Here is a 22,725-nt window from a genome sequence, read left to right on the forward strand (position 1 = left end):
GGCAGGGCTAATCCTGAAGTGAAGCGCGAATGCGTGCAACCGGGTTTTCAGCGGCGCTGGTGTGATCGCGCCCGTTTCTCGCCGGTCTTAGACTTCCGGCGACAGGACGTTGCGCATGCGCACCAGATTTTCGAGCACGTAACCGCAGCCCTGCGCGACACACTTCAGTGGATCGTCAGCAATCATCACAGGCAGCTTGGCCTGTTCGCGGATGACCACATCGAGATTACGCAGGAGCGCGCCGCCGCCGGTCAGCACTATGCCGCGATCAACGATGTCCGCAGCAAGCTCTGGCGCCATGGCTTCAAGCGCGAGACGGATTGCATCAACGATTTCGTTGACCGGGTCGGCAAGCGCTTCGGCCATCATGGCCTCGTTCACTTCAACCTCGTTCGGGACGCCGTCGATCGTGCCGCGGCCACGTACGGTGACGGTCAGGCCGTCGCCGCTCTCTGGCGCTTTTGCAGACGCGATCTCTTTCTTGATCCGCTCGGACGACATTTCGCCGATCATGATCTGCTGGTTCTTGCGCAGATAGGACATGATGGCATGATCCATCTTGTCGCCGCCGACGCGCACCGAACGCGAATAGACGATACCGCCCAGCGAGAGCACGGCGACCTCAGTCGTGCCGCCACCAATGTCGACAACCATGGAGCCTGCAGGCTCCTCGATCGGAAGACCGGCGCCGATTGCGGCTGCCATTGGCTCTTCGATCAGCTGGACTTCGCGTGCACCCGCCGCGAGAGCGGACTGGTGAATGGCGCGGCGCTCGACGTTCGTTGCAGAGCTTGGAACACAGATGATGATCAGCGGGGATACGAAAGCCCGGCGGTTATGCACTTTGCGGATGAAGTGCTTGATCATCTCTTCGGCGACTTCGAAGTCGGCGATCACCCCATCGCGCATCGGGCGGATGGCTTCCATGTTGAGCGGGGTCTTGCCGAGCATCTGCTTGGCCTGGTTACCAACCGCGTACACGACCTTGCGGCCGCCCTGGTTCATGTAGGCGACGACGGATGGCTCATCGAGCTTGATCCCCTGACCCTTTACATAGACGAGCGTATTCGCTGTCCCGAGGTCAATCGCCATATCTGTGGAGAGCATGCCGAGAAGGCTACCGATCATGAGTAAGGTCGCTTCTTTACTGTAGGCACGACCAAATTAGCTGAAGTCGTGCGGAATTTTCTTTGCCAGCCCATAATCCCCATGCAGCCTTATTCTGCGGAAAGCAAGTGAGAGGCTGCCCGAAACAGGTACGTCTCGTACACCAAAACAGGTTCGATATTCCACAAGGTTACAGGCCTGTAAGCGGCTGAAACATCATGGAGAAGTTTCCGTACGATCCGTACACGTTAAGGCTTGCGGCGGGAAGTTATCGCTGTCCCCACACCGCCTCAAGCAGCGAGGCGTTTCATGCGACGCGCCTCTAGCTTGTTCAGCGCGTGGATATAGGCCTTGGCGCTGGCAACCAGCGTATCAGGGTCAGATGCACGCCCGACAGCCATGATGCCCTCACCGTTCAGCCGGACGCTGACTTCAGCCTGAGCGTCCGTACCGCCGGTGACAGCATGCACCTGGTAGAGGTCCAGCTTGGCTTCGTGGTTCACGATCTTGCGAATAGCGTTGAAGACGGCATCGACGGGGCCGTTGCCCGTGCAGCTCGCTTCCAGAAGCTCTCCATCGACACGCAGAGACAAGTCTGCCTGTTGCGGCCCGACAGAGCCGGCAATGACGCGCAGACTATCGAAGCCGACCCGCTCCCCCATCGCCGACAACTGGTCATCGACGAGCGCCAGAATGTCATCGTCGAAGACATGCTTCTTGCGGTCCGCGAGATCCTTGAAACGGCGAAACGCCTCGTTCAAGGAATCAGGGTCGAGTTCATAGCCAAGAGAGGCGAGCTTGTCCCGGAAGGCGTTGCGGCCGGACAGCTTCCCCATCACAAGTGAGGATTTGGACACGCCAACATCCTCTGGCTTCATGATCTCATAGGTCTCAGTGTTCTTCAGCATGCCATCCTGATGGATGCCGCTTTCATGGGCGAAAGCGTTCTTACCGACGATCGCTTTATTGTACTGAACCGGAAAGCCCGTGATCCGGCTCACCATCTGGCTGGCGCGTGCCAGACGGGTGGTGTCGATGCCCGTTTCGAACGGCAGCGTGTCGCCGCGCACCTTGAACGCCATGACGATCTCTTCGAGCGCCGCATTGCCTGCGCGCTCCCCGAGACCATTAATCGTGCACTCAATCTGTCGCGCGCCGTTCTGCGCCCCGGCAATGGAGTTCGCGACAGCAAGGCCAAGATCATTATGGCAGTGCGTCGACCAGATCACCTTGTCTGCGTTCGGGATCGTTTCCCGCAGAGCCCGGATCAGGCCGCCATATTCGTCGGGATGAGTGTAGCCGACCGTATCGGGAACGTTGATCGTCGTCGCACCGGAGGCAATGGCCGCATCGATACACTTGCAGAGAAAATCGAACTCCGTCCGGGTCGCGTCCTCAGCGGACCATTCGACGTCTTCGACCAGGTTACGGGCGTGAGCTACAGACCGGCCAACAGCCTCCAGCACAGCATTCGGCCCCATCTGAAGCTTGTGCTTCATGTGCACGGGACTGGTGGAGATGAACGTATGGATGCGCGGGCGGGCCGCGTGACGCACGGCCTCCCCGCAGCGGTCGATATCCTCCAGCTTTGAACGCGACAGTCCGGTGATCACCGACGACTTTGACCGGCGGGCAATGTCCCGCACAGCTTCGAAGTCGCCCTGCGAGGAGGCGGGAAAGCCCGCCTCAATGATGTCGACGCCCATCGTCTCGAGGAGGTCGGCAAGATCCAGCTTTTCATTATGCGTCATGGACGCGCCTGGCGACTGTTCGCCGTCGCGCATGGTCGTATCGAAGATCAGAATGCGGTCTTTTTCGGTGGTCATGGACGGGCCTGCGGGGTCTTTTGAGATGTCAGCGAAAGGGCGTTTAAGTCGATCCCCTGACCAGGCGCCGGACCATCAGCGTCCAGCGACCACCAGCCAGGGGCTGCTAAGTAGCAGGTCCGTTAGTCCCTCAAGAGGCAAATTCTTGCGCATGAGTGACCTATTCCGGCTTTTCGCTTGCCCTGTCAACCGGCCTTATGGACATCGGGGAAATGATCTTGCCAGATTTCTGACGGTGCCGGACATAGAGCCAGAGGCCACCAAATATCAGCGCGGCCAGCACTGCAAGCGCGGCTGCAATAAGGGGTGAGCCAGTGATCGCGGACATCAGGCTCTGACCCGCAAAGGTCACCAGAAGGATCTTTGGAAGCGACCCGATCGCCATACCGCCCAGGAAGGCGAGATAGTTTGCACGCAGCGCCCCGAAGGCCATGTTGACGATCAGGAAGGGGCCCGTCGGTACGTTACGTACGATCATGCTGGCTGCGAACGCGTTCCGGCTGACAAACTCGGCAAACCGGGCAGCGCGGCGCCCGGAGAAGCGCGCCACCGCAGCCTCACCGCTGAAGCGGCCCAGCCAGAACGTCACTGTCCCGGACACCATGGTCGCGACCCACGAATAGAGCGCGCCGTTGACCGGGCCGAAGGCGACGACTGCTGCCCCGATCAATCCGAACTGCGGCAGGCCGACAAAAGCCGCGCCGGTGAAAAGTGCGATGACGGCCGGGAGCGCCCATGGCGTATCGGCCATTTCCTGCATCTGCGCGATGAAAGCCTCGAGTGAGCCGAGCACGCCTGCCTTGCCGAGCAGGAAAAGCGTGATCACGGCAGCGCCTAGGCCCAGGCCCAGCCAGAGTGCCTTGCGCGAACGCGCAGCGGGAATACGGTCGGTCGGGGTCGTCATAACCGCCTCCCTGTCCTCCAGCGGCTGGCTGCGGTCAAGCGATCCTCACAGAACGCCCTGCAGCCTTATTGCGGCGCGCTCATCGGCTTTTCGAACTTCATCAGGAACTGGTCGGTGCGGCCACGTACAGACTCGTCGAACACGTTCGCATCAAGGTCGTCGCCCGGATTGTCGAGAAGGTCACTCTCGGCAACCAGAACGAAGCCAGCTTCACGGCCAAGGTCCCGTACGATCTGGGGATCGATACGGTGGGTCTCCCCGCCGATTGTCGCCGGAGCGCCTTCAGGCCCCGTATGGTCGAGAACGACGAAGCTGCCGCCCGGCTTCAGCACGCGAAAGATTTCAGGGAAGGAGTCGTCCGGATTCGCGACGAGCGGCTCGCCATTCTCTGGCGTGTACCAGAGTTCGTGCGGCCCCTGGAACCAGGTCACAACGTCGACGCTTTCGTCGTCCAGCGGGAAGCTATCAAAGTCGGCCCGCAGGTACTCGACATTATCCAGCCCATCCATCCGGATCTCTGCCGCGTCGCCCAGAAAGCCATCAAAGGCCGCCGGGTTCTGCATATAAAGGGTCGCATCATCATTGAGATAGCGCGACAGGATCTCGGTGAAGTAGCCGCCGCCTGCTTCAAGCTCCAGCACCGTCTCATCCGGCAGGAGACCCGCAAACTCGATCACGCCAGCGGGGCGGCGCAGCTCGTCGCGCTCAACATCGGTTTCAGGCCGCTCGCTGCTGGCAATCGCACTTTGAAGGCGCGCTGCATCAACACTTCGCGATGTCATCATCGGCGGAAGCGGTGCTTCGGCTGGTGGAAGATCATCGCCGCTTTGCGTGGCACAGGCGCCTGCCAAAAGAAGCGCGCTCAGTCCTGTCAGACGTTTGATCATGCTCATGTCCTCCTTCGCAAGGCGATACATTTAAGGAGTGGGATAAGCGCTTCGCCCGGCGCAGACAATGAAAATCCGACCTTCGGTCTCTTGCAGTTACCGACAGGAAACCGCCACAATCCTCCCGAATTGTAAGAGCATCACTAGAATAATGATCGCCAGCGAGGTCCCATCATGAAAGCCAGACATCAGCTTGTTGCAGGCCTGATCAGCGCTTCCGCCCTTGCGTTCGCCCTTCCGGCGTCCGCGCAATTCGGGCCAGAGCGCATCGCCAAACCCGATGCTGATGAGCTCTATGCCGACCGTGCCATGCAAAAGGGTTGGTACGACGATGCGCTAGAGCGCTATTCGGAAGCCTGCGAAGACAAGAGCCAGCAACGCGAAGTCTGGTCACGCAACTGCCGCAAGGCTGGCAATATCTACCGCCGCGGTCTCGGCATCACGCAGGATTATGAAGCCGCCCGCAAGCTTTATGACACCTCCTGCTTTGATGGCCGCGATGCAGACAGCTGCCTCGAACAGGCGCATGTCAGCTTCACCGGCAATGATGGAAACGAGGATCTGGAGTACGCGCGCCGTCTTTATAAACGCGCTTGCGACCTCGGCGATCAGACCGGTTGTGGCGGCTATGGCTCCATGGTCTATCGCGGCCAGGGCGGCATCATGAACCGGGATGAGGGCAAGGATTACATCCAGCGCGCCTGCGAAACCGGAGACACCTGGTCTTGTGAGCGTGCACGCGGCTACGGCTTTCCGGACCGGCGCGGCCTCTGAGCCGCCCGAGCCAGAAATGTCGAACCGATCGGCAGATAGGTAAAATTTAAAACCTGCGATTACGCCAATGTTTGCTTTCGGCTGCTAGATGAGCGGCCATGACACAAGGCTATCGTCTCCTTGAAGCCGATACTGGCGCAGTCTCACGAGCTCTGATCTTCTTCGGGTTCGTGATCGCCGCCGCGCTGTCGCTGTCGGTCCTGTTTGCCGTTCTGGTCATCAACATGTTCGGCGTTCCTGCCGGAAACAATGACTTCATGCTGATGACGGTGGTGATTGCGGCTTGCGTTGCGAGCCCGATGGCAGGTCTTGCCGCGCAGAACCAGTACCGCGTTGACCGCTATCAGACCACGCTGGAAGCGATGGCCTCGACAGACCCGTTGACCGGCTTGCTCAATCGCCGCTCCTTCAAGACGCTTGCCGAGGAAGAGCTGGCGCGTATGGAGCGTACACAGAACAGCGTATATGTCGCGCTGTTCGACCTGGACCACTTCAAAGCCGTCAACGACACGAATGGCCATGCATTCGGCGACCGCGTCCTGATTGCCATTGCCAATCTCAGCCACGCAGCCCTGCGCGGGCCATTCGACCGGCTGGGGCGCTGGGGCGGAGAGGAATTCATTATACTGCTCAGCGATGTGAATCAGCAGCAGGCCGAAGGTGTCTGCGAACGCCTTCGCAAGCGCATTGCCGGCACAGATCTGAGCTTCAATGGCAAGACGACGCGCGTTTCCGCGAGCTTCGGCCTCGCGAAACTGCGTCCCGAAGACGGGCTCGCCGCCTGTATCGATAAGGCTGACGGCTTCCTTTATGAGGCCAAGAATGGCGGGCGAAACTGCGTGCGCAGTGAACCGAAGATCCGCAGCGCCGCGTAAGGCGCGCACGCGGCCCCAGACCTCTAACCTATTGAGAACCCACATCGCGGCTCATACATTGAGCGCGTGATGACACCATTTTCCGTTCTCGACCTCGCCCCGATCGTTGAAGGCAGCAATCCGCAGGATGCGCTCGCTCGTGCCCGGCGCCTTGCCACGCACGCTGACCGGCTCGGCTATAACCGCTACTGGCTGGCCGAACACCACAACATGCCCGGCATTGCAAGCGCAGCGACGGCCGTGATGATCGCCCATGCGGGACAGGACACTGAGAACATTCGCCTTGGCGCGGGTGGCATCATGTTGCCTAATCACGCGCCGATCATGGTGGCCGAGCAATTCGGGACGCTGGAAGCCATCTATCCCGGCCGCGTCGATCTTGGCCTTGGCCGTGCGCCGGGCGGCGACCAGCTTGTCTCACAGGCCCTGCGCCGCACCATGGTTGGCGGCGAGGATCGCTTTCCCAAGGAAGTCATGGAGCTGCAGGCCTTTCTCGGCCCGGTGCAGCCGGGACAGCGCGTTCAGGCCGTGCCCGGTGGCAATACGAACATTCCGCTCTGGATTCTCGGTTCGTCGACATTCGGCGCACAGCTGGCAGCCTATCTCGGCCTGCCCTACGCCTTCGCATCTCACTTTGCCCCGCAACAGATGAAGCAGGCGATCTCGATCTACCGCGAAACGTTCCAGCCGTCGGAGCAGCTGAAGAAGCCTTATGTGATGCTCGGCTACAATATGATTGCCGCCGATAGCGACGATGAGGCTGACCGGCTTGCCTCGTCGCTGCGCCGGACATTCGTCAATCTGCGCCGGGGCACCCCGACACGCCTCGCCCCGCCTGACCCGTCCTTTGACGCTGAAATCCAGCCGCATGAACGCACCATGCTGGAGGCGACGCTTGCGTGCACCGCCATTGGCTCACCCAGGACCGTCAGCGAAAAGGTGGAAGCGTTCCTCGCCGATACGGGTGCAGACGAGCTGATCCTGTCGGCCCATATCTTCGACGAGAAGGCGCGGCTCCGCTCATATGAGATCGCCGCTGAAGTCCGCGAAAGCCTCAGCGCACCGAAAGCAGCCGAATAGGCTTCGCCAAAGATTTACTGGCGGGACAAGCGATGGCGCGTTAGACCGCGCGCCCATGCTTAGATCCCGCCTCCTTGCCATGCCTGTGCTGATTGCCGCCTTCGCGATAGCGATGGGCGCTGTCATCGATGCGCTGGTTAAAGCCGTCGCGCCCGGCGCGGGTCTGCACCACCTGCTGGCGTGGCGCTTTTGTTTCGGCGGCGTCATTGCCGGCGCGGTCTTCCTCGCCAAGAAGCGCCCTCGCCCATCCAATGAAGCCATCCGGTTTCACACGATGCGGGGGCTGCTTCAGCTCTTCTGCGCCTTCACCTTCTTCTATGCGCTCACGCAGCTTCGCCTTGCCGAGGCAACCGCGCTTGGCTTTACAGCGGCGCTGATGGTTGCGCCGGTGGCCCGTCTGGTGATCGGCGAAAGACTTAGCGGCGTTGCCGTTCTTGCTGCGCTGATCGGATTTGGCGGTGTGGCGCTGGCCGTCTTCGGCTCCAATCCGGAAGGGAGCGCAGCGCCCGGAGAACGCACGCTTGGCTATGTAGCACTGTTCAGCTCCACCATCGGCTATGCTTTTGTTCTGGTCTTCCTGCGGATGCGGGCACGCCATGAAGATGCGACGACGATCGCCCTCTTCACCAATATTGTGCCGGCCATCGCGCTGCTGCCAGTCACGCTTGGCCTGTTTGGCTGGCCATCGATTTCCTACATCCCCTTCTTCCTGCTGCTGGGCCTGCTGGGCTATTCGGTCTGGTATTTGATGACGCTGGCTTATGCGCAGGCCGAAGCGCAGGTGCTCGCACCGCTGGAGTATACCGCACTGGTGTGGAGCGCCCTGCTCGGGCTTTTCTTCTTTGACGAATGGCCGGGCCCGGCGCTCTGGATTGGCGCGATCATCATCATCGGAAGCTGTCTGCTGGTCGCCTTTGAAAGCCGCTTCCGGACACGGCGCGGCGCACGGATGCCCGCGAGCGACCTGCCCGAATGATCAGGCCCGGCGGCCAAGCTTGACGGCAGCGGCAGCCTTGTCGCTGATCGCCTGCCAGTCGCCAGATGCCATCTCATCGGCCGTCGCGATCCATGATCCGCCGACAGCGACGACGTTTGGCAGGGACAGATAATCTGCGGCGTTCTCAGGCGTCACGCCGCCCGTCGGCATGAAATCAATGTGGGGCAGCGGAGCCGACAGCGCTTTAAGGAACTTCGCCCCGCCAGCGGCTTCTGCCGGGAAGAATTTCATTACGCCATAGCCTTCATCGAAACGGGCCATCGCCTCGCTTGCCGTTGACACGCCAGGCAGGATGACACCGTCATGATTTGAGAGCGCATCCAGAAGAAGCGGCGATGCGCCGGGCGTCACCAGAAAGTCAGCGCCAGCCTTGAGCGAGGCATCGACATCGCCTTCAGAAATGATCGTTCCCGCCCCCACGAGCAACCTGTCATCGACATGCGACATGCGGTGGATGACTTCGAGGGCGGCGGGCGTCCGCAGCGTAATCTCAACCGAAGAGAGCCCCCCGCGAAGCAACGCTTCTGCAAGCGGCTCGGCATGGTCGGCTTCGTGGACCGTCAACACCGGGACGATGGGGGCCTTGTCTATGGCGGCGCGAAAAGCGGTCATGGTCTTCATGGGACGGGCACCTCGTCATATTCCAGTGCGGCCGCCCCGATGAGCGCGGCCTCCCCCGACATCAGGATGCGGATCGGGATGGGCTGCATATAATCGCTCATTGGCCCGCGTTGCAAAAACCGGTCAATGGCTTCAGGTGCGGCAATCCAGTCGGCGAGCTCTTCTGCCACACCCCCGGTCACGACCACACCGCCTCGTGCGCCATTCATGAGCGCCGTATCGCCGAGCGCGTAGAGCGTGCCCCTCGCCCTGATCTCACACATATCGCGGCAGATCGGGTCGCCCTGCCGCGCCAGCTCTTCCACCTTTGCCGGATGGGTCTTTTCCCACTGAACGCCGTCTATGTCGCAAAGCGCCTTGTGGACGGCGTCGAAGCCAGAGCCAGACAGGACAAGCTCCCGTGAGACATAGGCATGCGTTTCGCGCAGCTTCTCTGCCAGCGCCCACTCACGCGGGGTCGCGGGAGCAAACGCAGCATGGCCGCCCTCCCCCGTCAGCACCCTCCACCCTGTCGTGCCGACAGGTATGAGCGTTGCCATACCAAGCCCGGTTCCGGGGCCAGACACCAGAATGGGATGGCGCGCCGACGTATCGGGCTCGCCTTTGCGGACGAGGCGGAAGGCGTCGTCCGGCAGTTCCGGAATGGCCCGCGCCATGGCGGCGTAATCATTGACGAGGCGCACGGAGCTGAGGCCGCAATTCTCCTGCAGGCGCTGGGTGTCGACGATCCAGTCGCGATTGGTGAGCTTGACGCGCCCTTTTTGCACGGGGCCAGCGAGCGCGATCAGAGCCCGCTTGGGTGCGCCCTTGCCGAGCTGGTTCAGGTAGAGGCCAAGCGCGTCGTCAAACCGCTCAAAATCATCGCCCGGCATGACGGAGACGTCAGAGACGACCGGCTTGCCCGCAAAGCCCTGACTGGCAACCGCGAACCTGACATTTGTGCCGCCTATATCCCCGACGAGGACCGGATCAGCCATGGCTGCCACCCGGCAGCGGCAGGAAGAATTCAAACAGGCTACCGCCCGTGTCTGGCCGGCTGGCATTGTTACGGAAGGCGCCGAAAAGCTCACGCCCGAGGCCCTGACCTTGAATGTTCGGGCGGAACTGGGCGGGTTCGCGCGCTTCGAACACGGATGGATCGCAATCGATGTCGAGTTCGCCCGTCTCCGCATCGAGCCGGATCATGTCGCCGTCCTGAACGCGGGCCAGCGGGCCGCCGCGTGCGGCCTCCGGGCTGACATGGATCGCCGCCGGGATCTTGCCGCTCGCGCCCGACATGCGCCCGTCTGTTACAAGCGCGACCCTGAAGCCCTTGTCCTGAAGCGCGCCCAGCGCGGGTGACAGGGCATGAAGCTCTGGCATGCCATTGGCGGCTGGCCCCTGAAAACGAACGACGGCGACAAAGTCCTTGTCGAGCTCGCCAGCCTTGAAGGCGTCTTTCAGGGCTTCCTGATCGTCGAAAACACGCGCAGGCGCTTCGATGATGCGCCGGTCTTCTTTGACTGAAGAAACCTTGATGACCCCGCGCCCAAGCGGGCCGTTCAGCATGCGAAGGCCACCTTCCTTCTGGAAAGGATCACTAGCGGGCCGAACGATATCGGTGTCGCCGCTGCTTTCGGGTGCATCCCGGAAAGCGACCTCGCCGTCCTTCAGCCACGGTTCCTTTGCGTGGTCTGCGATCGTGCCCATGATGCCGCGCGCCTCTCCATTGAGGAGCCCGGCGCCGAGCAATTCGCGCATGACAAAGCTCATCCCGCCTGCGGCCTGGAAATGGTTCACATCGGCAGGCCCGTTCGGATAGATGCGGCAGAGAAGCGGTGTGATCTCGCTCACATCTGCAAAGTCCTCCAGCTCGACCTGATAGCCGCTGGCGGCGGCCATGGCCGGAATGTGGAGCGCATGATTGGTGGAGCCGCCCGTCGCCATCAGGCCGACCATGGCGTTCACCCAACTGCGCGCATCGATCATCTCGCCCATTGGCGTGTAGTCGCGCTTTACCGTCAGTTCGACGACACGCTTCACCGCCGCCCGTGTCAGCGCTTCGCGCAGCGGCGTGCCGGGGTTCTCGAAAGCTGCGCCGGGAATGTGCATCCCCATGACTTCCATCAGCATCTGGTTGGAGTTCGCCGTGCCATAGAAAGTGCAGGTGCCGGGGCTGTGATAGCTTTCGGCCTCGGCCTTCAGAAGGGCATCGCGGTCGACATTGCCGAGCGCGTATTCCTGCCGGATGCGCTGCTTTTCCGGGTTCGGCAGACCGGAAGGCATCGGCCCGCCCGGCACGAAGACATGTGGCAGCCAGCCAAAGCGGAGCGCCGCGATCATCAGGCCGGGAACGATCTTGTCGCAGATGCCGAGATGGAGTGCGCCGTCGAACATATCATGGCTGAGCGAGACGGCTGAGGCGAGCGCGATCACATCGCGCGAAAAAAGCGACAGCTCCATACCCTGCTGGCCCTGCGTGACCCCATCACACATGGCCGGGACACCACCTGCCACCTGCGCGGTGGCGTTCACCTTGCGCGCGGCATCGCGGATGATCTTTGGATAGTCCTCATAGGGCGCATGCGCCGAGAGCATGTCATTATAGGCGGTGATGACGCCAATATTCGGCCAGTTCGCACCCAGAAGCTGGGTCTTGTCCATGACGGCGCAGCCTGCCGAGGCGTGGGCGAGGTTGCCGTCAGCCAGCTTCTGGCGAGCAAAGCCGTCAGGCTTGCGGCCGCGGATCAGCTCCAGATAGGTCGCACGCGTTTCCGAGGACCGTTTCTCGATCCGCTCTGTCACTTCCTGAATTTTGGGATGCAGGGATGTCATTTGCCGTTGCTCCACCAGTCTCGCCCGTCCTGGCGCAGCAGCATTCGCGCCTCCACGGGTCCGTCTTCCAGTCCGGCCGCATAGGTATGGATCGGCGTATTGGCCGCCGCCCAGCCTTCGAGCAGGCCATCGACCCACTCCCAGGCTTCCTCGACTTCCTCGCGCCGCATGAAGAGGGCGAGATTTCCGCGAACCACATCCATGAGCAGGCGCTCATAGGCATCGGGATACCGCACCTGAAACGATTCCGCATAGGAGAGGTTCAACGGCAAGGACTGCACGCGCAGGCCGCCCGGGCCTGGCTCCTTGATCTGGACGTAAAGCTGCACGCCTTCATCAGGCTGCAGGCGGATGATCAGCCTGTTGGAATGGGCCTGATCCTCTCCGAACATGGCATGCGGCGCTTCGCGGAACTGGACCATGATTTCTGAATGGCGGGACCGCATACGCTTGCCGGTACGTAGATAGAAAGGCACGCGGGCCCAGCGCCAATTGTCGACCCATGCCTTGATGGCGACGAAGGTTTCGGTCTTGCTGTCACCTTCATCGAGCTCTTCGAGATAGCCCTTGACCTTCTCGCCATCGACCGTGCCGGGCCCATATTGCGCCCTCACCGTGTCCTCACCAACGCACTTGGCCACCATCGGGCGGAGGGCGTTGAGCACCTTGATCTTTTCGGTGCGGATTTCGTCGGCCTCGATGGAATTTGGCGGCTCCATCGCGATCAGGCACAGAAGCTGAAGCAGGTGGTTCTGAAGCATGTCCCGGACGGCGCCAGCGCTGTCATAATAGCCAGCGCGTTCGCCGACGCCGACATCTTCTGAGACCGTGATCTGGATATGATCAATGGCGGTTCGGTTCCAGAGCGGTTCGAACAGCGTGTTGCCAAAGCGCAGGACGAGCAGATTCTGCACTGTCTCTTTCCCGAGATAGTGGTCGATGCGGTAGATGTGGTCCTCGGCAAACACCGCCCCTACACCGCTATTGATCGCTTTTGCGGACTCCAGATCCGTGCCGATCGGCTTTTCCAGAACGACGCGCGCATCGCCCCCAGCGAGGCCCGCAGCGCCAATCGCTTCACAGATCGGCACATAGATTTTCGGGGTCACCGCCAGATAAAAAATGGCGGGCCGATCATCGCCGCCGAGGCGCTCTTTCAGGCCGGACCAGTCCGCATCGGGGTCGGTCGCGTCCATCGTTGCAAAGGAGAGCAGCTTCTCGAACTTCGCCCAGCAATCCTTTTCGATGCTGTCCTTTGTGTGCGCCTCGCAGGCTTCAAAGGCGAAAGCGCGGAAGTCCTCGTCTGACATTTCCGTCCGCGAGACGCCGACAATACGGGAGTCCTCGGGGATCTGCCCATCGGCATAGCGGTGATAGAGCGCAGGCAGTAGCTTGCGCTGGCTAAGATCGCCCGTGCCTCCGAAAATGACGAGGTCGAACGTCCCGACAGGAATAAATTTGGCCATGTCGAAAAGGACTTAGGAAGGCCAGCGCCCCTGTCAAAGGAAGACCCGCAAGAAAGGGCGTTTATCGCCCCGGATGGCCATCATCACACCAGAGAGCACGTGGCGCGCACAATAGGGCAGCGCCCTGCCCTAGCAGCTCGAGGAGACGCGCTCTGCCGTCGCGGTCAGCATAACCGGCACGTTCTCGCTTGCCGTTCCCGTCCAACCGGTCGCGTTCAGCACGGCCGTGTCAGCGCCAACCTGAAGTCGGCCTTCCAGCTCTCCGTCAGGGCCGCCAGCGCACTGCAGGGTGAAGTCATAGCCACTGGGCGTCAGCTCGCTATCGGTGATGCGGCAACGTGAATTGATGTCGTTGAAGAGCTGGTCGAAGGAGCTTTGCGACATGTCCGGACCAACACAATACTGGCCGCGGTCGCCTGCCGGTATCGGCCCGATCATGTAGCGCGCCTGATAGGACCAGAGACCTTCAGCCACATTGGACTGGGCAAAGGCCGGGGGCGTCGCCGCAGCAGCAATTGAGGCAAGCGCCAGGAGGGACATACGAAGGGTCATGGAAGCCTTTCAGCAGCGGCGGATTTCTACGCGCTGAAGATGCGCCTGCCCGCGATGGGCGGCAAGATAAAGTGATTTAATCTGGTGTTCAGCCAACATTCAGGGCTGGCTCGAAGCCGAGAACAAAGTCGATGACTTTCGCCGCTGGCATCTCACACGGCTTCAGCCGGGGCTCACCTGCGACGCGGTAAAGATTGAAGCTGACATGGTCGTCGCCGCCAAGCGCTTCGCCGTAGAGTTTCACACGCCTGCCGTCTGCAGACCGCTCGACCGTGATACCCCAACTGCCCCCGCAATAACTGCCACGGCTATAGCCAGTGGGCAGTTTTGCGAGGGCAATCAGGAATTGCTCATCCAAGCCTAGTTACGCGCCTTGTCGACAAGGCGGTCATTCTGCGCCCACTGCATCATGCCGCGCAGTTTCTCGCCGACTTCCTCGATGAGGTGGTCGTTCATGCGGGCGCGTTTGGCGTGGAAGCCCGGTGCGCCGGCCTGGTTTTCCAGCACCCAATTGCGCGCGAAGGTGCCGTCCTGAATGTCGGTCAGGATCTTCTTCATCTCTGCCTTGGTCTTGGACGTGATGACGCGCGGGCCGGACACATACTCACCGAACTCGGCCGTGTTGGAGATCGAGTAGTTCATGTTGGCGATGCCGCCCTCATAGATGAGGTCGACGATCAGCTTCGTTTCGTGAAGGCACTCAAAATAGGCCATTTCCGGCGCATAGCCTGCCTCGACGAGGGTTTCGAAGCCTGCCTTGATCAGCTCGACGATACCGCCGCAGAGCACGGCCTGTTCACCGAAGAGATCGGTCTCGGTCTCTTCGCGGAAGCTCGTCTCGATGACGCCGGCGCGGGTGTTACCGATGGCTTTGGAATAAGAGAGCGCCACGTCCTTTGCAGTGCCGGTCGCGTCCTGATGGATCGCGATAAGGCCCGGCAGGCCGAAGCCGCGCTGATACTGGTCACGCAGCGTGTGGCCAGGGCCCTTCGGCGCAGACAGCGAAATGTCGACATTCGCGGATGGGCGGATGAGGTTGTAGTGAATGTTGAAGCCGTGGCCGAACATGATGTGCTGGCCGTCGCGGACATGCGGCTCGATCTCGTTTGCCCAGAGCACGGCCTGCTTCTCGTCCGGAATGAGGATCATCACGACATCGGCCCACTTGGTCGCCTCTGCCGGGGTCATCACTTTCAGGCCCTCAGCCTCGGCCTTCTTGCGGCTGGTGGAGCCTTCCTGAAGACCGACGACGATGTCAGCGACACCGCTATCGCGGGCGTTCAGCGCATGCGCATGGCCCTGGCTGCCATAACCGATGACGGCGACTTTTTTCTTGGTGATGAGGCCGAGATCGGCGTCCTGCTCGTAATAGACTTTCACTGCGTGTTACTCCTTGGGTGTCTCTGGGATTTCGTTTGTTTCGCTTTAGCCGGCATCCTTGCCGCGGCGGATGGAGAGGACGCCTGTGCGGCTCACTTCGACGAGGCCGAGTGGCTCCATCAGTTCGCAGAACTGGTCGATCTTTTCCGATGCACCGGTGATCTCGAAAATGAAGCTCTCATTTGTCGTATCGATGACGCGCGCGCGGAAGATTTCGGCGATGCGCAGCGCCTCGACGCGGGGGTCGCCCTGGCCTGCAACTTTCACGAGCGCAAGCTCGCGCTCGATGCCGCGTTTGGATTTGGTGATGTCGATCACCGCCGCCACAGGCACGAGCCGCAGGAGCTGTGCCTCGATCTGTTCGAGCATGTGCGCGGTGCCGGTCGTCACGATGGTAATGCGGGAGCGGTGCTTGCCGCGGTCCACTTCGGCGACGGTCAGGCTTTCGATGTTATAGCCGCGCGCAGAGAACAGCCCGACGACACGGCCAAGCACGCCCGGCTCGTTGTCGACGAGGACGGCGAGCGTTCGGCGCTCCTCGACCTCTTCGGCGTGGTCCATGTCATAGGCGCTGGCGGGGATCGGTTCCTTGCTCATGCGCGGGCTCCTGCGGTGTCGTTCTGCGCGGCTTCATCCTTCGACAGGCTCAGGATGAGGTGGCGTATAGCTGCCGTGTCAGCAAAGAGAAACCTCATGCTGAGCTTGTCGAAGCATGTGCAACCGGATGCTAAAATCTTCATCGCCTCAAACCATCTTCCGGCCGGCTTCGTCGATCTCATCGCCGGAGATCTTGCCGAGGATCATTTCATTGTGCGGCGCGCCCGACGGGATCATGGGCAGGCAGTTTTCCGCCTTCTCCACCATGCAATCAAAGATCACCGGCCCGTCATGGTCGATCATTTCCATGATCTTCGCATCGAGCTCTGCTGGGTCGTCACACCGGATACCGTGCGCGCCGTAGGCTTCGGCCAGTTTCACAAAGTCCGGCAGGCTTTCAGAGTATGAGTGCGAATAGCGCTCCCCATGCAGCAATTCCTGCCACTGGCGCACCATGCCCATCCATTCATTGTTGAGGATGAAGACCTTGATCGGCAGCTTGTGCTGCACAGCGGTCGAAACCTCCTGCATCACCATCTGGACCGAGGCTTCGCCCGCAATATCGATGACGAGGCTATCGCGGTGCGCCGCCTGGATGCCCACGGCCGCTGGCAGGCCATAGCCCATCGTGCCGAGGCCACCTGACGTCATCCAGCGGTTCGGCTCCTCGAAATGATAGTGCTGGGCGGCCCACATCTGGTGCTGGCCAACTTCGGTCGAGATATAGGTGTCGCGGTCCTTGGTGAGCTCATACAGCCGCTCGACTGCATATTGCGGGCGGATCGCGCCATCATTTTCCGGATAGGCAAAACAGTCCACCGCGCGCCATTTTTCGATCTGCTCTTTCCAGTCGGAGAGGTCAGGCTTTGGCAGACGGCGGGCCTTCCAGCCCTCGAGCAGCGCTTTCAGCGCCGCCTTACTGTCTGCGATGATCGGCACATCCACGCGGATGATCTTGTTGATCGAGGACGGGTCGATGTCGATGTGGACCTTTCTGGAGCCTGGCGAGAAGGCCGAAATCTTGCCGGTCACCCGGTCATCGAACCGCGCACCGACGCAGATCATCAGATCGCAGTCATGCATGGCATTGTTGGCCTCATAGGCGCCGTGCATTCCGACCATGCCCAGCCAGTCCTCATGGCTCGCCGGGAACGCGCCAAGGCCCATCAGCGTGGAGGTGACCGGAAAGCCTGTTGCCGCCTGAAGCTCTCGCAGCAGCTTTGACGCTTCGGTGCCGGAATTGATGACGCCGCCGCCGGTATACAAGACGGGCCGCCGAGCGGTCGCCATCATGTCGAGCGCGTCGCGAATGGCATGTTCGGACGGTTCGGTCTTCGGCTGGTAGGTCGGCTTGTAGACGCCTGCCTTGCCGACATAGGTGCCGGTCGCAAACTGCACATCTTTCGGAATGTCGATCACGACAGGGCCGGGTCGGCCGGATGTGGCGATAAGAAAAGCCTCATGCAGGGTGCGGGCAAGGTCATCCACATCGGTGACGAGATAGTTGTGCTTGGCGCAGCAGCGCGTAATGCCAACCGTATCGCATTCCTGGAAGGCATCCGTGCCGATGAGGTGGGTCGGCACCTGGCCCGTGATGACCACCATCGGGATGGAATCCATCATCGCGTCGGTGATCGGCGTGACCATGTTCGTGGCGCCCGGGCCGGACGTTGCCAGCGCAACACCGCACTTGCCAGTCGAGCGGGCATAGCCTTCGGCGGCGTGGCCCGCGCCCTGCTCATGGCGCACAAGAATGTGCTGGATGGACGGCTCGGAATAAAGCGCATCGTAGATCGGCAGGACAGCACCGCCCGGATAGCCGAACATGGTGTCGACGCCCTGCTCCCGGAGCGCGGTGATCACCATTTCGGCGCCGGTCATACGCGCCCCATCAAGGGAAGACTGGGTCTGGTCGCTGAGTGTGTGCGTGTCCATATACCTGTTCCTGTCTGCCTTTCCTGCGTTCTCTCTGGTCGATCCTACCTGCTCTGCCCGGGGCGCAAAAGAAAAGGGCCTCCTTGGAGACCCTTCCATGCGCACCCGCGCCGACATCTGATGATGCCGGTCACGGGCTGATAAGTACGACGACGTCCTGATTGCGCAAAACTGTTTCCTTAAATTGGTAATGCCGCAATAACGTGCCTCAGCCTAGCGGTCAACCTCTCTATAGAGGGCAGAAATCACCCTAATGCGCGTCGCGATTTCCGTGGAGGGAATACGCGGCCAGAACGGGAACTGCCGGCCGATCCAGGTGAACTGGCGCTTGGCATAACGGCGCGTATCGCGCTTTGCATTTTCAGCGGCTGTCGCAGAATCGATTTCACCGCGAATGAAGGCTGTCAGCCAAGGCATGCCATGCGCCTTCATGGCAGGCAGCTCCGGGCTGAGGCCGAGACGGTCCAGCTCCCTCGCCTCTTCCATGGCGCCTTCCATAAGCATGCCTTCGAACCGGCGGTCGATCCGCGCATAGAGCTTTGCGCGCGGCGGTGTCAGGGCTACGCCCAGCCACTCATCCGGGTTGAGGACGGCATTGGTCTTGTTGTTCTGAAAGCTGGTGAGCGAACGGCCCGTCGCGAGCCACACCTCATACGCGCGGGTCAGGCGCTGGCGGTCATTGTCGTCGATGCGCGTCGCCGCATCGGGGTCGACCACCTGAAGGCGAATCTTGAGACCGCGCAGCCCGTCCGTCTTGGCAATCTCCAGCACTTCATGGCGCACGTCTTCGGGAACGGGCGGAATGTCCGACAGCCCTTCAATCAGCGAAAGAAGGTACAGCCCCGTCCCGCCGACCACGACAGCCGTCTTGCCGCGTTTCTGTATGTCTTCGATAACGGTACGCGCCTGCTCGAGCCATTCGCCGGTCGAATAACGGGTTGCCACCGGCACGTGCCCGAACAGATGATGGGGAACACCTTCCATCTCTTCTTCTGTCGGACGCGCCGAAATCACATTCAGACGATCATAAACCTGCATCGAATCGGCATTGACGATCTCGCCATCATACTTGCGGGCAACAGCGATGGAGAGCGCCGTTTTTCCACTTGCAGTCGGTCCATGGATCAAGATAGCGGGTTTCATGCGTTTAGACGTAAGGACTTTGGACGTGAACGTTAAGTAAGGACCGCGCCTATGGACAGAAAAACCACGGATTTTAGTCATGTCGCGGTTGTTGTCGCCCGCGCCGACAAGAGCTTGCAGCAGATTGGCGACAGGCTGGAAAAGGCGTTGGCAGCGGCTGATCAGGGCGAAAAGGCACCCGTCCGCATGCTGAGCGGTGAAGGCGAATTTACAGCGGTCGAGCAGGCAGGAAATTTCGCAGACGCGCAGAAAGTGCGCGACGCGTTGGAGGTCGCCTTCAAGGGCGACGCCGATATCTGCGTCTCGAGCACGAAAGAACGGCGCAAAAAGCTGCTGATCTGCGACATGGACTCAACCATCATCCAGCAGGAATGCCTCGATGAGCTGGCAGACTTTGCCGGCCTGAAGGCAGAGATTTCAGCGATCACCGAGCGGGCCATGCGCGGCGAGCTTGAGTTCGAAGGCGCACTGCGTGAACGCGTCGGCAAGCTGGCCGGGCTCGACCTGTCGAAGCTGGACCAATGCTACCGTGAGCGCATCACGCTGATGCCGGGTGCGAAGACACTGGTGGCGACCATGAAAGCCGATGGCGCGCACGCCATGCTCGTCTCTGGTGGCTTCACCTACTTCACCTCGCGTATCGGCGAGGCTGCCGGTTTCGATACACATCGCGGCAACACGCTGCTCGATGATGGCAATGCGCTGACCGGCAATGTTGCCGAGCCGATCCTTGGGCGTGAGGCAAAGCTCGCCGCGCTGAATGAGCAGGCCGCCGCACTGGACCTTTCGGTGTCTGACGCGCTTGCCATGGGTGATGGCGCGAATGACCTCGCCATGATTGAGGCTGCAGGCCTCGGCATAGCCTATCGCGCAAAGCCGGTGGTCGCCGCCGCCTCAGATTGCAGCATTGCCGTCACGGATCTGACCGCTGCCCTCTATTTTCAGGGCTACACCGACAGCGAGATCGTCTGGAAGCACTAGGGCGAGGCGCCGACCCTAGCGGTTTGCGTAGCGCGCAGCGCTGGCCGGAAACACGCCCATGATCTTCAGCGAGGTGGAGAAGAAGCCGAGTTCTTCGAGCGCCAGTTGCACGCGGCGCTCATCGGGGTGGCCTTCAATCTCGGCATAGAACTGCGTTGCCGTGAACGAGCCATCGATCTGGTAGCTCTCAAGCTTGGTCATGTTCACACCATTGGTCGCGAACCCGCCCATCGCCTTGTAGAGCGCAGCCGGAATGTTGCGGACCTGGAAAAGGAACGATGTCACCGCATCCTCGCCAACATCCTCATGCTCCAGCGGCTCTGGCGCCATGATGACGAAGCGCGTCGTATTGTGCTCAGCGTCTTCGATGTCGCGGGCGAGAATGTTGAGGCCATAGACCTCCGCCGCAAGCTCGGGCGCGATCGCCGCCGTGGTCCGCTCACCCAGCTCCTTCACAATGCGCGCCGCGCCGGCTGTATCTGCAGCGACTATGGGTTCGATCCCGTGTTCGCGCATGAAGGCTCGGCACTGACCCAGCGCCATGATGTGGGAATGCGCCTGCTTCACCTCTGACAGCTCCACACCTGGCAGAGCCATAAGCTGGAACCGGATGGGCATGAAATGCTCGGCAATGATATGCAGCGTCGTGCCCGGCAGCAGGTGGTGAATGTCACCGACCCGCCCGGCAATCGTGTTCTCGACCGGGATCATGGCGAGGTCGGCGTCACCGCGCTCGACCAGCGACAGCACGTCCTCAAAGGTCTTGCAGGCCACCGGCTCCATGCCGGGATAGGTTTCGTTGCAAGCGATGTGGGAGTTTGCGCCCGGTTCGCCCTGATAGGCTATTCGCCCTTGCCGCGTGTCCATTGCCTGTTCCTCGTCCAGATTCCCAACTCTTGTCAGAAAGAGCGGCCTGCCATGCGGGAGGCGCAGGCAATTTGCAAGTCCTGCCGCGTGGCGACCTGGCCGGCTGGCAGAGTACCTGCGCCTATTCGCCGCTGTATTTACCTACGCATCCCGCAACACATCCCGTTATATTGCCAGCGACTCGATAGCGTGCCAGAAGGCGCGCAAAGACTGGCAAAGATACAAGGACGATCCCGATGGGCGATCTCTTCTGGAACAAGGTATTTGGTGCACTTCTCGCTGTTGTGCTCGTCGTGATGGGCCTGCAGACGCTGTCCGGCATGGTCTTCTCGTCTGGTGAAGGCGGCCATCATGGCGAAGAAGAACACAGCCTGAATGAATGGGCGCAAAGCCGTTTTGCCTACTATACCGAAATCGCCGAAACCGGCGGCGCTGGCGCGGCTGAGGAGGAAGTTTATGACCTCGGCGCCCTTCTCGCCGCGGCTGACCCAGCTTCCGGTGAGCGTGCATTCAAGGCAAAGTGCTCGACCTGTCACACGATCGATCAGGGCGGCGCTAACGGCACCGGCCCCAACCTTCACGGCGTTATCGGCGCAAGCCACGCCCACGTCGCGAGCTTTGGATACTCTTCCGCGATGCAAGCCACGTCGGGCGAAGTCTGGAACTATGAGAATATCGACTCATGGCTCGAGAACCCGTCCTCTTATATCCGTGGCACCTCGATGGCCTTCGCAGGTCTTCGCCGTGACGATGAGCGCGCTGACGTGATCGCCTACCTTGCACAGAACACCCCGGGCGCCCCGGCATTCCCGGAGCCACTTCCTGAAGAGGAAGAAGGCGCTGAAGGTGAAGCACCTGCAGAGGGCGAAACTACAGACGGCGAAGCGGTTGACGCAACTCTGGACGCTGAGACGGTCGAAGACGCACCGACTGAAGCCACCGGCGAGATTGAGACCCAGGACGTCGTTGACGACCAGGACTCCGAAGCTGAAGGCAATGTCAGCGAAGTCGAGCTGGCACCGGAAGGCGACGTCGAGGGCGAAACCGAAGAGTAGGCTCTACAAGCCTACTTGGCCGTCAGCCAGTCTGGCGTCCGCTCTCTCTCTTTGGAAATATCGATACGGCGGGCTCCTTTGGGCTCGCCGTATTCTTTTGCGATCCGGGGAATGGCCATCAAGAGAGGCTCTTTCGCCACCGCCATGTGATGGCCGTTCGCGTGCAGCAACGTCTTGTCGTCAAGCATGATGCCGACATGCCCCTTCCAGAACACAAGATCGTTGCGCTTGAGAGCGCCCGGCGCGTTCCAGTCGGCAACGGCCTCACCGCTCCAGGCGAACTGCATGTCGCTGTCGCGCGGCAGGGTCACACCGCAAGCATGGAAGGCCGCCCGCGTCAGACCGGTACAATCAAGTCCAAGGCTCTCACACCCGCCCCAGAGATAAGGCGTGTGAAGATAGCGAAGCGCAATATCCGCTGGGTCATCAAGATAGGTTCCCAAAGGTTGCACGTGCCCTGCCGTCAGCCAACCGCCTCTGGACGTCTTGAAAAACCCGTTTTCCTCGCCGGTAACTGTAACGGCACTCCCCATGGAGATCAGCCCGAATGGCGCCGACTTCAGATGAGGCTGCGAGTATGCATAGGTGCGCAAGGCGCTGACGCGGTGGGTCGGCTCTGACACGGGCGCGGACAACGCATCCATGAGCGTCCAGCCAACATAGCGATCGCGCTCCATCTGGACGAGGCCGAACTCACCGCTCTCGTTGAACACGGTCATGGTCTCGCCATGCAGCGCTTGCGTCACCATCTCGGCGTCTGGCCGCGGAGCATCGCGCAGCGCCGCGACACCCGCCGACACCTGCATGCGCAGGCCTCGGCCGCGTCGCGGCGGCGTCAATCTTGGATCAGAAAAATCAGGCACA

22 protein-coding genes are annotated in these 22,725 nt (G+C 61.1%); 6 read left to right on the forward strand and 16 right to left on the reverse strand.

Going from position 1 to position 22,725, the window contains the following annotated elements; genetic code table 11:
• Positions 1 to 87: 87 nt before the first annotated feature.
• The 4 genes from D1222_RS02925 to D1222_RS02940 form a co-directional block, all read right to left on the reverse strand.
• A complete protein-coding gene (locus D1222_RS02925) occupies positions 88 to 1,128 on the reverse strand; it encodes a rod shape-determining protein (protein ID WP_119380476.1) in 1,041 nt (346 codons plus the stop codon).
• A gap of 269 nt (positions 1,129 to 1,397) precedes the next feature.
• Positions 1,398 to 2,933 carry a 2-isopropylmalate synthase gene (locus tag D1222_RS02930; RefSeq protein ID WP_119452731.1) on the reverse strand — a complete coding sequence of 512 codons (1,536 nt, stop codon included), beginning with the start codon at positions 2,931 to 2,933 and terminating at the stop codon, positions 1,398 to 1,400.
• 160 nt (positions 2,934 to 3,093) lie between these two features.
• A complete protein-coding gene (locus tag D1222_RS02935; RefSeq protein WP_119452732.1) occupies positions 3,094 to 3,837 on the reverse strand; it encodes a TVP38/TMEM64 family protein in 744 nt (247 codons plus the stop codon).
• A gap of 65 nt (positions 3,838 to 3,902) precedes the next feature.
• Positions 3,903 to 4,724 (reverse strand): class I SAM-dependent methyltransferase, encoded by an 822-nt coding sequence (locus D1222_RS02940; protein ID WP_182481848.1) that lies wholly within the window; start codon positions 4,722 to 4,724, stop codon positions 3,903 to 3,905.
• A 174-nt stretch (positions 4,725 to 4,898) separates the two neighbouring features.
• Between D1222_RS02940 and D1222_RS02945 the strand changes: the two genes are divergently transcribed.
• The 4 genes from D1222_RS02945 to D1222_RS02960 all read left to right on the forward strand — a co-directional run bounded on the left by D1222_RS02945 (position 4,899) and on the right by D1222_RS02960 (position 8,429).
• A complete protein-coding gene (locus D1222_RS02945; protein ID WP_119452734.1) occupies positions 4,899 to 5,498 on the forward strand; it encodes a tetratricopeptide repeat protein in 600 nt (199 codons plus the stop codon).
• 98 nt (positions 5,499 to 5,596) lie between these two features.
• Positions 5,597 to 6,373, forward strand: coding sequence for a GGDEF domain-containing protein (locus tag D1222_RS02950; protein WP_119452735.1), 777 nt, complete (start codon positions 5,597 to 5,599; stop codon positions 6,371 to 6,373).
• A gap of 69 nt (positions 6,374 to 6,442) precedes the next feature.
• Entirely contained in the window at positions 6,443 to 7,453 is a 1,011-nt protein-coding gene (locus D1222_RS02955) for an LLM class flavin-dependent oxidoreductase (RefSeq protein ID WP_119452736.1), read from the forward strand.
• 55 nt (positions 7,454 to 7,508) lie between these two features.
• Positions 7,509 to 8,429: a DMT family transporter gene (locus D1222_RS02960; RefSeq protein ID WP_182481849.1), complete on the forward strand. Its 921-nt coding sequence runs from the start codon at positions 7,509 to 7,511 to the stop codon at positions 8,427 to 8,429.
• Here the strand turns inward: D1222_RS02960 and D1222_RS02965 are convergent, their stop codons facing one another.
• The 10 genes from D1222_RS02965 to miaA all read right to left on the reverse strand — a co-directional run bounded on the left by D1222_RS02965 (position 8,430) and on the right by miaA (position 18,943).
• Positions 8,430 to 9,071: a bifunctional 4-hydroxy-2-oxoglutarate aldolase/2-dehydro-3-deoxy-phosphogluconate aldolase gene (locus D1222_RS02965; protein WP_119452738.1), complete on the reverse strand. Its 642-nt coding sequence runs from the start codon at positions 9,069 to 9,071 to the stop codon at positions 8,430 to 8,432.
• Positions 9,068 to 10,048, reverse strand: coding sequence for a glucokinase (locus D1222_RS02970; protein WP_182481850.1), 981 nt, complete (start codon positions 10,046 to 10,048; stop codon positions 9,068 to 9,070). Before D1222_RS02970 ends, D1222_RS02965 begins: the two co-directional genes overlap by 4 nt.
• Positions 10,041 to 11,885 carry a phosphogluconate dehydratase gene (gene edd / locus D1222_RS02975; RefSeq protein ID WP_119452740.1) on the reverse strand — a complete coding sequence of 615 codons (1,845 nt, stop codon included), beginning with the start codon at positions 11,883 to 11,885 and terminating at the stop codon, positions 10,041 to 10,043. The genes D1222_RS02970 and edd overlap by 8 nt, the downstream gene beginning before the upstream one ends.
• Positions 11,882 to 13,351 (reverse strand): glucose-6-phosphate dehydrogenase, encoded by a 1,470-nt coding sequence (zwf, locus tag D1222_RS02980; RefSeq protein ID WP_119452741.1) that lies wholly within the window; start codon positions 13,349 to 13,351, stop codon positions 11,882 to 11,884. Before zwf ends, edd begins: the two co-directional genes overlap by 4 nt.
• 129 nt (positions 13,352 to 13,480) lie before the next feature.
• Positions 13,481 to 13,903 carry a DUF3617 domain-containing protein gene (locus D1222_RS02985; RefSeq protein WP_119452742.1) on the reverse strand — a complete coding sequence of 141 codons (423 nt, stop codon included), beginning with the start codon at positions 13,901 to 13,903 and terminating at the stop codon, positions 13,481 to 13,483.
• Positions 13,904 to 13,991: 88 nt separating this feature from the next.
• Positions 13,992 to 14,261 (reverse strand): hypothetical protein, encoded by a 270-nt coding sequence (locus tag D1222_RS02990; RefSeq protein WP_119452743.1) that lies wholly within the window; start codon positions 14,259 to 14,261, stop codon positions 13,992 to 13,994.
• A gap of 2 nt (positions 14,262 to 14,263) precedes the next feature.
• The gene (gene ilvC / locus D1222_RS02995; protein ID WP_119452744.1) at positions 14,264 to 15,283 is read right to left on the reverse strand and encodes a ketol-acid reductoisomerase; all 1,020 of its coding nucleotides are present in this window, start codon (positions 15,281 to 15,283) and stop codon (positions 14,264 to 14,266) included.
• Between the two features lie 45 nt (positions 15,284 to 15,328).
• Positions 15,329 to 15,880 (reverse strand): acetolactate synthase small subunit, encoded by a 552-nt coding sequence (gene ilvN, locus D1222_RS03000; protein WP_119452745.1) that lies wholly within the window; start codon positions 15,878 to 15,880, stop codon positions 15,329 to 15,331.
• A gap of 147 nt (positions 15,881 to 16,027) precedes the next feature.
• Positions 16,028 to 17,815, reverse strand: a complete 1,788-nt coding sequence (locus D1222_RS03005) for an acetolactate synthase 3 large subunit (RefSeq protein WP_119452746.1) — start codon at positions 17,813 to 17,815, stop codon at positions 16,028 to 16,030.
• 213 nt (positions 17,816 to 18,028) lie between these two features.
• On the reverse strand, positions 18,029 to 18,943 hold the full coding sequence (miaA, locus tag D1222_RS03010; RefSeq protein WP_233348482.1) for a tRNA (adenosine(37)-N6)-dimethylallyltransferase MiaA: 915 nt from the start codon (positions 18,941 to 18,943) through the stop codon (positions 18,029 to 18,031).
• 66 nt (positions 18,944 to 19,009) lie between these two features.
• Here miaA and serB point away from each other — a divergent pair, with 66 nt between their 5' ends.
• Entirely contained in the window at positions 19,010 to 19,939 is a 930-nt protein-coding gene (gene serB, locus D1222_RS03015) for a phosphoserine phosphatase SerB (RefSeq protein ID WP_119452748.1), read from the forward strand.
• A gap of 15 nt (positions 19,940 to 19,954) precedes the next feature.
• Here the strand turns inward: serB and D1222_RS03020 are convergent, their stop codons facing one another.
• Complete coding sequence (locus tag D1222_RS03020; RefSeq protein WP_119452749.1) at positions 19,955 to 20,806, reverse strand: prephenate dehydratase; 852 nt, start codon at positions 20,804 to 20,806, stop codon at positions 19,955 to 19,957.
• Between the two features lie 236 nt (positions 20,807 to 21,042).
• Here D1222_RS03020 and D1222_RS03025 point away from each other — a divergent pair, with 236 nt between their 5' ends.
• On the forward strand, positions 21,043 to 21,861 hold the full coding sequence (locus tag D1222_RS03025) for a c-type cytochrome (RefSeq protein WP_119452750.1): 819 nt from the start codon (positions 21,043 to 21,045) through the stop codon (positions 21,859 to 21,861).
• A gap of 11 nt (positions 21,862 to 21,872) precedes the next feature.
• On the opposite strand, the gene D1222_RS03030 is transcribed toward D1222_RS03025, so the two are convergent.
• On the reverse strand, positions 21,873 to 22,667 hold the full coding sequence (locus tag D1222_RS03030; protein ID WP_233348483.1) for a C40 family peptidase: 795 nt from the start codon (positions 22,665 to 22,667) through the stop codon (positions 21,873 to 21,875).
• Positions 22,668 to 22,725: the final 58 nt, after the last annotated feature.

The sequence above is a fragment of the Henriciella algicola genome (assembly GCF_003576245.1).
Taxonomy (GTDB): Bacteria; Pseudomonadota; Alphaproteobacteria; order Caulobacterales; family Hyphomonadaceae; genus Henriciella; species Henriciella algicola.